The following is an 8,498-nucleotide window of genomic DNA, read 5'->3' as shown; positions in this document are numbered from 1 at the left end:
GGGTGTACGCGTCCGCGCGGGGCGGGAACCTGCGGTTCGCCGTGCACCTGTACAACTCGTCCGCCGACGTGGACCGGGTGCTGGAGGTGCTCGGCGCGATCCGGTGAGCGCGGCGGGGCGCGCTTCTCCGGCCGCCGCCACCGTCCCGCCCAGGGAAAACGACTGGTCAGGGCCCGGCGGCGGGAGTGATCATCGGGCCGTGACCACCGATACCGAGCAGGACACCCGGGTACGCGCCGCCGCCCGCAACAACGCCGAGTGGTGCGAGGCGCTCTGCCGCGCCCACGGCATCACGGGCGCCTGGTCCCCCCACGCCTGGACCAGCGCCCGGCGCACCCCGCCGTTCTACCCCGACGCGGTGACGCTCGGCCCCGGCGCCGGGGAGCGCGGGACCGTGGAGCGGATCGACGCCTCGCCGGGCGCCTCGGTGAAGGACAGCTTCGCCGCCCTCGATCTGACGGGGGAGGGCTTCGCGGTGCTCTTCGACGCCCAGTGGATCCACCGCCCCGCCCCCGGGCCGGGAGCGGGGGAGTGGGAACGGGTGCGTACCGAGGAGGAGTTGGCGCGCTGGGAGCGGGCGTGGTCGGACGGGGACAGTGAGGGGCTCTTCCCGCCCGCGCTCCTCGCCGAGGACGCCCACGCCTTCCTCGCCGCGCGGGACTCGGCGGGCCGGATCGTCGCCGGAGCCGTCGCCAGTACGAGCGCGTCGGTGGTGGGTGTCTCCAACCTCTTCGCGGTCGACGGCGACCTCGACGCGGCCTGGGCAGGCTGCCTGGGCACGCTCGCCCGGCACCGGCCCGGCCTCGACGTGGTCGGCTACGAGAGCGGCGACGACCTCACGGCCGCCGTCCGCGCCGGGTTCACCCCGGTCGGCGGGCTCAGGATCTGGCTGCGTCACTGAGTGGTTCGCCGTACCAGCGCCAGGACTCCTGGCGCGGCAGGTCCGGCAGGTCGGCCCGGCCGGTGGCCCACAGCAGTACGCGCCACCGGTCCGGGTCCGCCGGGACCTCACGGAACAGCCGGGCCAGCACCCGGTCGCACAGCCCGGCGGGTGGCGCCCAGGTGACCCCGAGGCCCTGGGCCACGTCATGGGTGTGCAGCAGTGTCTCGACGACGCCCATCGCCGCGAAGCCCTCCGGGTCCGAGACGCCGAAGGTGTGGTGGGCGCGGACCTCGGGGGAGACCGTGCGCACCATCGCGGTCAGCAGGGCGCCGCTCGCCTCCAGGGTCATCAGGAGCCCGGCGGGCCCGGCCGCGCGGTCCGCGTGTACGGCGTTGCGCGGCCCGCCGGGACGCCTCGCCTCCCACAGGAACGGCACCTCGCCGTCGAGCGGCGGCTGCTCCGGGCCGAGCTGCACGGCGTACGCGAAGAGGTCGTCCGAGAGGTGCTCGACGGTCTCCCAGCAGTCCCATTCCAGGGAGCCGGCCCTCGCGCCCCAGTCCGCGGCCAGTCCGGCCCGCAGCGCGGTGACCGAGAGCCGTACGGCGTGTTCGACATCGGCCGCGGTGACGGGGGCCCGTGAGGTTTCATCAGCCATGCGCCCGACCGTACCAACGATCACCGTACGGCCGGACGGCAGCCGCTCGCCCGGTCAGCGCACCGGGGTGAAGTCCCTCGCGCCGATGAACTCCGGGCGGCGGATCGGGGCCGCGAACGGTTCGACCGCCGCGTTCTCCACGCTGTTGAAGACGATGAAGACGTTGCTGCGCGGATACGGGGTGATGTTGTCACCGGAGCCGTGCATGCAGTTGCAGTCGAACCAGGTCGCCGAGCCCGCGCGCCCGGTGAAGAGCCGGATCCCGTGCCGGTCCGCCATCTTGGTGAGCGCCTCGTCGGACGGCGTGCCCGCGTCCTGCATCTGGAGCGACTTCTTGTAGTTGTCCTTGGGCGTCGCCCCGGCGCACCCGAGGAAGTCCCGGTGCGAACCGGGCATGATCATCAGGCCGCCGTTGGTGTCGTGGTTCTCGGTGAGCGCGATCGACACGGAGACGGTCCGCATGTTCGGCAGACCGTCCTCGGCGTGCCAGGTCTCGAAGTCCGAGTGCCAGTAGAAGCCCGACGCGCCGAACCCCGGCTTCACGTTGATGCGCGACTGGTGGACGTACACGTCCGAGCCCAGGATGCGCCGGGCGGTGCCGACCACGCGCTCGTCGCGCACCAGGCCCGCGAAGACCTCGCTCAGCTTGTGCACCTCGAAGACCGAGCGCACGGACTGGGTCTGGGGCTCCACGATGGACCGCTCGTCGGCGCGGATCGCCGGGTCGGCGATCATCCGCTCCAGCTCGCGCCGGTAGAGGGCCACCTCGTCGTCGGCGAGGAGCTGGTCGACGGTGAGGAAGCCGTCCTTCTCGTACGACTCGAAGCCCTCGGACGGGCCCCAGACGACGGGGTCCTGACGGGGGGTCACTACCTCGGCGGCGCCGCGGGTGGGGTACAGGTCCTGCATGGTGATCAGCCCTCCTCGGGTTCGGTCAGCAGGGGGTAGACGCCGTTCTCGTCGTGGTCCTCCCGTCCGGTGACGGGCGGGTTGAAGACGCAGACGCAGCGGAAGTCGGTCTTGGGGCGCAGGGTGTGGCGCTCATGGCCGTTCAGCAGGTACATCGTGCCGGGCTCGATCCAGTGGGTCTCGCCGCTCTCGTGGTCGGTGAGCTCGGCCTCGCCCTCCACGCACAGCACCGCCTCGATGTGGTTGGCGTACCACATCGACGTCTCGGTGCCCGCGTACAGGACCGTCTCGTGGAGGGAGAAGCCGACCTTCTCCTGGGCGAGGACGATCCGCCTGCTCTCCCAGGTGCCGGAGGCGGCGCGGACGTGGCGTTCGGTGTTCTCGATGTCCTTCAACGAGCGGACGATCACAGGGGGTTGCTCTCTTTCCTCGTGACTACGGCGGTCGGGCGGTGGTCAGACGGCCGTCTCGCGGACGGCGCGGGCCAGGGTGCGCAGCCCCTCGTCGAGTTCGTCCTCGGTGATGGTCAGCGGCGGCAGCAGCTTGACGACCTCGCTCTGCGGGCCCGACGTCTCGACCAGCAGGCCGAGGTCGAAGGCGCGCCGCGCGACCTTGCCCGCCCGCGCCTTGTCGTGGAACTCCAGGCCCCAGACCAGGCCGTGGCCCCGGTACTCCTTGACGTCGACCAGGTTCTCCTCGGTGATGGAGATCAGCGCCTGCTCGACCTGCTCGCCGCGGGCCCGGGTCTGCTTCTCCAGGGCGCCGCCGTCCGACCAGTACGCCTGGAGGGCCGCGGTCGCGGTGACGAAGGCCGGGTTGTTGCCGCGGAAGGTGCCGTTGTGCTCGCCCGGCTCCCACACGTCCAGCTCCGGCTTGAACAGGCAGAGCGACATGGGCAGTCCGTAGCCGCTGATCGACTTGGACAGGGTGACGATGTCCGGGGTGATGCCCGCCTCCTCGAACGAGAAGAACGCGCCGGTGCGCCCGCACCCCATCTGGATGTCGTCGACGATCAGGAGCATGTCCTGGCGCCGGCAGAGGTCGGCGAGGGCGCGCAGCCACTCGGGCCGCGCCACGTTGATGCCGCCCTCGCCCTGCACGGTCTCGACGATCACGGCGGCGGGCTTGTTGAGCCCGGAGCCCTGGTCCTCCAGGAGCCGCTCGAACCACAGGAAGTCGGGCACCTGCCCGTCCAGGTAGTTGTCGAACGGCATCGGCGTGCCGTGCACCAGCGGGATGCCGGCCCCGGCCCGCTTGAAGGCGTTGCCGGTGACGGCGAGCGAGCCCAGCGACATGCCGTGGAAGGCGTTGGTGAAGGAGACGATCGACTCGCGGCCCTTCACCTTCCGGGCCAGCTTCAGCGCCGCCTCGACCGCGTTGGTGCCGGTCGGGCCGGGGAACATCACCTTGTACGGCAGGTCGCGCGGGCGCAGGATCACGTTCTGGAACGTCTCCAGGAACGCGCGTTTGGACGTGGTGGCCATGTCGAGGCCGTGGGTGATGCCGTCGCGTTCGAGATAGTCGAGCAGCGCGCGTTTGAGCACCGGGTTGTTGTGGCCGTAGTTGAGTGAGCCGGCCCCCGCGAAGAAGTCGAGGTACTCATGGCCGTCCTCGTCGGTCAGCCGGGCGCCCTGGGCGCGGTCGAAGACGGCGGGCCAGCCGCGGCAGTAGCTGCGGACCTCCGACTCCACGGTCTCGAAGACGCTCAGCGCGGGCGGGGTGATGGTCACAGTCGTACTCCCAGGTCGATCCGGTACAGGACTTCCGCCTTGTGCCCCTCGTCGGGGAACAGGTGGCTGTCGAAGAGCACTTCGCGGTGGGGGGCGGTGCCACGCCGCTCGGCGAAGGAGGTGAACAGCCGGTCGGAGGCGGTGTTGTCGGGGGTCACGGTCGTCTCGACGGAGCCGACGCCGTGCGAGTCGGTGACCTTCGCGGTCAGCGCTTCGAGGAGGGTGCCGGCCAGGCCGCGCCCCCGGTGCTCACGGTCGACGGCGACCTGCCAGACGACGAGCGTCCCGGGGCGGTCCGGCCGGACGTAGCCGGTGACGAAGGCGATCGGCTCACCGGTGGCGTCGCGCGCCACCAGGGAGGTCGCGGCGAAGTCACGGCACCAGAGGAGATAGCTGTACGAGGAGTTGAGGTCCAGGACTTGCGAGTCGCGGGCGATACGCCAGATCGCGGCGCCGTCCTCGACGCGTGGGGTGTCGATATGGACAACGGTCTGTGCGGCGGTCATGCGGAGGGAATTTACCCAGCGGAAATCGAAATCGCATTCCCGCCAGGGGGTGTGCGCGGCGCTGTTCTGTGTTATCACGCAGGTGTACGCGCGAGGCGGTTTGTCCGGTAATTACCGGACAAAACAGCGCCGATGTGGAGTCGATCACACCCGCTCAGGGTCCGAAAAACCGTCTTCGATTCGTGTGTTTGAGATCAACTGGCTGGGGCAGAAGAAAACGGGAAGCTGCTCCGGATAAAGCAGCTTCCCGTTTAGTGGAATTCACCGGCTATTTGTCAGCGGTAAAGGTGTCGTCGGGTTGCTTTCACCAGGCTCGGGAAACAGCCTTGAGGGCGGCTTCGGTGTCGGCCGGCACGCCCCGCTCGCCCAGCGCCGCCCCCAGCGCCGCGAGCGAGCCCCGGACCGCTTCCTCCGTGGCGTCGGCCCCGTAGTGGTTGACCCGGACCATCTCCTTCGCCAGCGCCCCGCCGCCCGCGATCAGCGGCAGCGACGGGTCGGCCGCGAGCGCCCGCGCGACCAGCTCGGAGGCGTCGACGCCCTCGGGGACGCGCAGCGTCGTGGCCACCGGGGCCGCGTCCCGCGCGTCGCGCACATACGGCCGCAGACCGCCGCCGAGCGCCGAGGCGCCGGCCCGGGTCGCGGCGGCGGCACGGGCGTGCCGGGCCATCACCACGTCCAGGCCCTCCGCCTCGATCCGCTCCACACACGCCTCCAGCGCCAGCATCTCCAGCTGGGCCGGGGCGTGCAGCAGCGCCTTGCGACCGCCGTCGATCCAGCGCTGCTTCCAGTCCAGGAGCGAGAGGTAGGAGCGGCGCGGGGCCTTCGGGTTCGCGGCCATACGCGCCCAGGCCCGCTCGCTGACCGACACCGCCGAGACGCCCGCCGGGCCGCCCATCGCCTTCTGCGCGCCGATCACGCACAGGTCCACCCCCCACGCGTCCGGCAGCAGCGGCTCGGCGGCCACCGACGCCACCGCGTCCAGCATGAACAGCGCGCCGTGCCGACGCACCACCTCGCCGATCTCCGCCACCGGGTTGGTGTTGCCGGTCGCCGCCTCCGCGTGCACCAGGGAGACGAAGTCGATCTCCGGGTGCTCGGTGAGGGCCCGGTCGATCTCCTCGGCGGAGACGGCCGTGTGGAAGGGGACCTCCAGATCGACCACGCGGGCACCGCAGTCCCGCAGCCAGTCGCCGAAGGTCTGGCCGTACGGGCCGGTCACCACGTTCAGCGCGGTGGAGCCGGGGTGCGCGGCGCCCCGGATACAGCCCTCCAGCGGCAGCAGCGCCTCGCCCTGCGTGATCACCACGTCCTGCTCGGTGGCGAGGAGCGCCGCCACCCGCCGCTCGATGGCCGCGAAACGGGCGGCGGTCAGCGGGGGCAGGTCGAGGAACGGGTGCGTCACAGCGGTGCCTTCTTCACATCAAGGGGTGCTCGGGTGCCCGGGTGGGTGTACCCGGTCGAGGGTACCCAGCGCCTCGTACAGTGCTGACCATGAGCGATCACGTGGTGCTGCATGTGAAGGGGCGGGTGCTCGTCGGCCCGGAGGAGGTGCGGGACGAACTGTGGGCGGTGGACGGCCGGGTCACCTACGAGCGTCCGCCGGGCGCGGTGGACGCCGTCACGGTCACCGGCTGGGCGCTGCCCGGCCTGGTCGACGCGCACTGCCACGTCGGGCTCGACCGGCACGGCCCGGTCGACGACGAGACCAGCGAGAAGCAGGCGCTGACGGACCGGGAGGCGGGCACCCTGCTGCTGCGGGACGCCGGCTCGCCCTCCGACACCCGCTGGATCGACGACCGCGAGGACCTGCCGAAGATCATCAGGGCGGGCCGCCACATCGCGCGCACCCGCCGCTACATCCGCAACTACGCCCATGAGATCGAGCCCGGCGACCTCGTCGCGTACGTGGCCCGCGAGGCGCGGCGCGGCGACGGCTGGGTGAAGCTGGTCGGCGACTGGATCGACCGCGAGGCGGGCGACCTCGCGCCGTGCTGGCCGCGCGGGGAGGTGGAGGCGGCGATCGCCGAGGCGCACCGGCTGGGCGCCCGGGTGACGGCCCACTGCTTCGCCGAGGACTCCCTGCGCGACCTGGTCGAGGCGGGCATCGACTGCATCGAGCACGCGACGGGGCTCACCGACGACACCGTCCCACTCTTCGCCGAGCGGGGCGTCGCCATCGTCCCGACCCTGGTCAACATCGCCACGTTCCCGCACCTCGCGGACGGCGGGGAGGCCAAGTTCCCCCGGTGGTCGGCCCATATGCGCCGGCTGCACGCCCGCCGCTACGACACCGTGCGCTCGGCCTTCGACGCCGGTATCCCCGTCTTCGTCGGCACCGACGCGGGCGGCTCGATGGCGCACGGTCTGGTCGCGGCGGAGGTCGCGGAGCTGGTGAAGGCCGGCATCCCGCCGGTCGAGGCCCTCTCCGCCACGGCCTGGGGCGCCCGTGCCTGGCTGGGCCGCCCGGTCCTGGAGGAGGGCGCTCCGGCGGACCTCGTGGTGTACGAGGGGGACCCGCGGGCGGATGTACGGGTGCTGGCGGCGCCGAGCCGGATCGTGCTGAACGGGCGGATCGTGGGATGACGGGGCCGGTGCGGGGAGTTGACGCGGAGGGTGACGGTCCGGACGGCGGCTCGTTGTAGCTTTTTCGGCCACATTGGCGCGTACGCCGGTACGGGCCACCGGCGTACGCCGCAAGGGGGATGGACCGGCCCCGGGGCGGGAACGGATGCGCGACGGAAGTCGAACGGGCGGCCGGTTCGAACCCCCTTGGGGTGAACTGACGTCACGTAGCCGCCGTTTCACTCTCCGTGCGTAAAGATTCCGGTGTCTCCAGTCACCGGCGCGCCCCTGACTCGCTTGAGTCCCACGAGTCCCCGTGGGAGGGCGCGCGCCGGTGACGGCTCATGTCTCCCGTGGGGGTTCCACCACCGTGAACACGATCAACTTCCGCCTGCCCGTACGCACCTCGGCCGCACTGGCCCTGACGCTCGGCTCCCTGGCCCTCGCGACGCCCGTCCCGGCATACGCCACGGGCGGGGGTCCGGGGCCGGGCACGGGTACCGGCGCGGTCGCGGCCACCGGCGGCGGCCAGGGCCGGGCGAGCGCGGTGGTGCTCCGCACCGGCCTGGACGTATCGCTCCTGAACAAGACGGTCGACATCCCCCTGAAGGCCACGCTCAACGACGTCCGGGCACCGGCCGGTTCGGGCACCGCGGGGAAGACGGCGCTGGAGGTGAAGCTCGACGGCGTCGAGAAGGGCCGGCCGGTGAACGTCCTGAAGGCGGACGTGGCGACCGCGACGGCGACGGTGGGGGCGGCCGGGGCGGAGGGCACCGCGCGCCTGCTCCACGCCCGGCTGCACGTCCCCGGTCTGCCGCTGCTGTCCCTGGTGGAGGTCCAGGACGTGACCTCCAGGGCGGTGTGCGCGGCGGGCGCGCGTCCGGTGGCGTCGTCCAACCTGCTGGGCGGTGTGACGGTCCTGGGTAGGAAGCTGACCCTGACCACGGGCGGGACGACGCGGGTGGCGGTGCCGGGAGTGGGCGAGGTGACCCTGGACCTGTCGTCGACGCGTACGACGTCGCGGACGGCGGCGGCGACGGCGCTGCGGCTGCGGGTGTCGGTGAACCCGCTGAAGCTGAACGTGGCGGAGGTGGAGGGTGAGGTGACGCTCGGGGAGGCGACCTGCGAGTCCCCGGCCCCGGCGTCGGCCCCCGCCCCGGTCGCCCGTACGTCGAGTACGGAGGTGCGGACGCAGACGGCGGCGGAACCCAAACTGGCGCAGACGGGTGGGGGTTCGTCGACGGGCTATGTGG

The 8,498-nt window shown here is 72.0% G+C and carries 9 protein-coding genes; 3 read left to right on the top strand and 6 right to left on the bottom strand.

The annotated features are described in order from the left end of the window. Positions 1 to 199: 199 nt before the first annotated feature. The gene (locus tag ACJA3G_RS23345) at positions 200 to 901 is read left to right on the top strand and encodes a hypothetical protein (protein ID WP_406554987.1); all 702 of its coding nucleotides are present in this window, start codon (positions 200 to 202) and stop codon (positions 899 to 901) included. On the opposite strand, the gene ACJA3G_RS23340 is transcribed toward ACJA3G_RS23345, so the two are convergent. The 6 genes from ACJA3G_RS23340 to ACJA3G_RS23315 form a co-directional block, all read right to left on the bottom strand. Further along, positions 879 to 1,538: a hypothetical protein gene (locus ACJA3G_RS23340; protein WP_406554986.1), complete on the bottom strand. Its 660-nt coding sequence runs from the start codon at positions 1,536 to 1,538 to the stop codon at positions 879 to 881. The two genes, ACJA3G_RS23345 and ACJA3G_RS23340, sit on opposite strands and share 23 nt — an antisense overlap. 54 nt (positions 1,539 to 1,592) lie before the next feature. Next, complete coding sequence (gene thpD, locus ACJA3G_RS23335; protein WP_406554985.1) at positions 1,593 to 2,447, bottom strand: ectoine hydroxylase; 855 nt, start codon at positions 2,445 to 2,447, stop codon at positions 1,593 to 1,595. Positions 2,448 to 2,452: 5 nt separating this feature from the next. Next, positions 2,453 to 2,857 carry an ectoine synthase gene (locus ACJA3G_RS23330; RefSeq protein WP_406554984.1) on the bottom strand — a complete coding sequence of 135 codons (405 nt, stop codon included), beginning with the start codon at positions 2,855 to 2,857 and terminating at the stop codon, positions 2,453 to 2,455. 45 nt (positions 2,858 to 2,902) lie between these two features. Next, positions 2,903 to 4,177, bottom strand: coding sequence for a diaminobutyrate--2-oxoglutarate transaminase (ectB, locus tag ACJA3G_RS23325; RefSeq protein ID WP_406554983.1), 1,275 nt, complete (start codon positions 4,175 to 4,177; stop codon positions 2,903 to 2,905). Further along, a complete protein-coding gene (gene ectA / locus ACJA3G_RS23320) occupies positions 4,174 to 4,683 on the bottom strand; it encodes a diaminobutyrate acetyltransferase (protein ID WP_406554982.1) in 510 nt (169 codons plus the stop codon). Before ectA ends, ectB begins: the two co-directional genes overlap by 4 nt. 304 nt (positions 4,684 to 4,987) lie before the next feature. Further along, positions 4,988 to 6,085 (bottom strand): pyridoxal-phosphate-dependent aminotransferase family protein, encoded by a 1,098-nt coding sequence (locus ACJA3G_RS23315; protein WP_406554981.1) that lies wholly within the window; start codon positions 6,083 to 6,085, stop codon positions 4,988 to 4,990. 89 nt (positions 6,086 to 6,174) lie between these two features. Between ACJA3G_RS23315 and ACJA3G_RS23310 the strand changes: the two genes are divergently transcribed. Further along, the gene (locus tag ACJA3G_RS23310) at positions 6,175 to 7,266 is read left to right on the top strand and encodes an amidohydrolase family protein (RefSeq protein WP_406554980.1); all 1,092 of its coding nucleotides are present in this window, start codon (positions 6,175 to 6,177) and stop codon (positions 7,264 to 7,266) included. A 349-nt stretch (positions 7,267 to 7,615) separates the two neighbouring features. Next, the coding region (locus ACJA3G_RS23305) for an SCO1860 family LAETG-anchored protein (protein ID WP_406554979.1) at positions 7,616 to 8,498 on the top strand (883 nt) is incomplete at its 3' end.

The organism is Streptomyces sp. YS-3, assembly GCF_045257485.1.
Lineage (GTDB): Bacteria > Actinomycetota > Actinomycetes > Streptomycetales > Streptomycetaceae > Streptomyces.
This window is presented reverse-complemented; position numbering and strand designations above follow the sequence as displayed.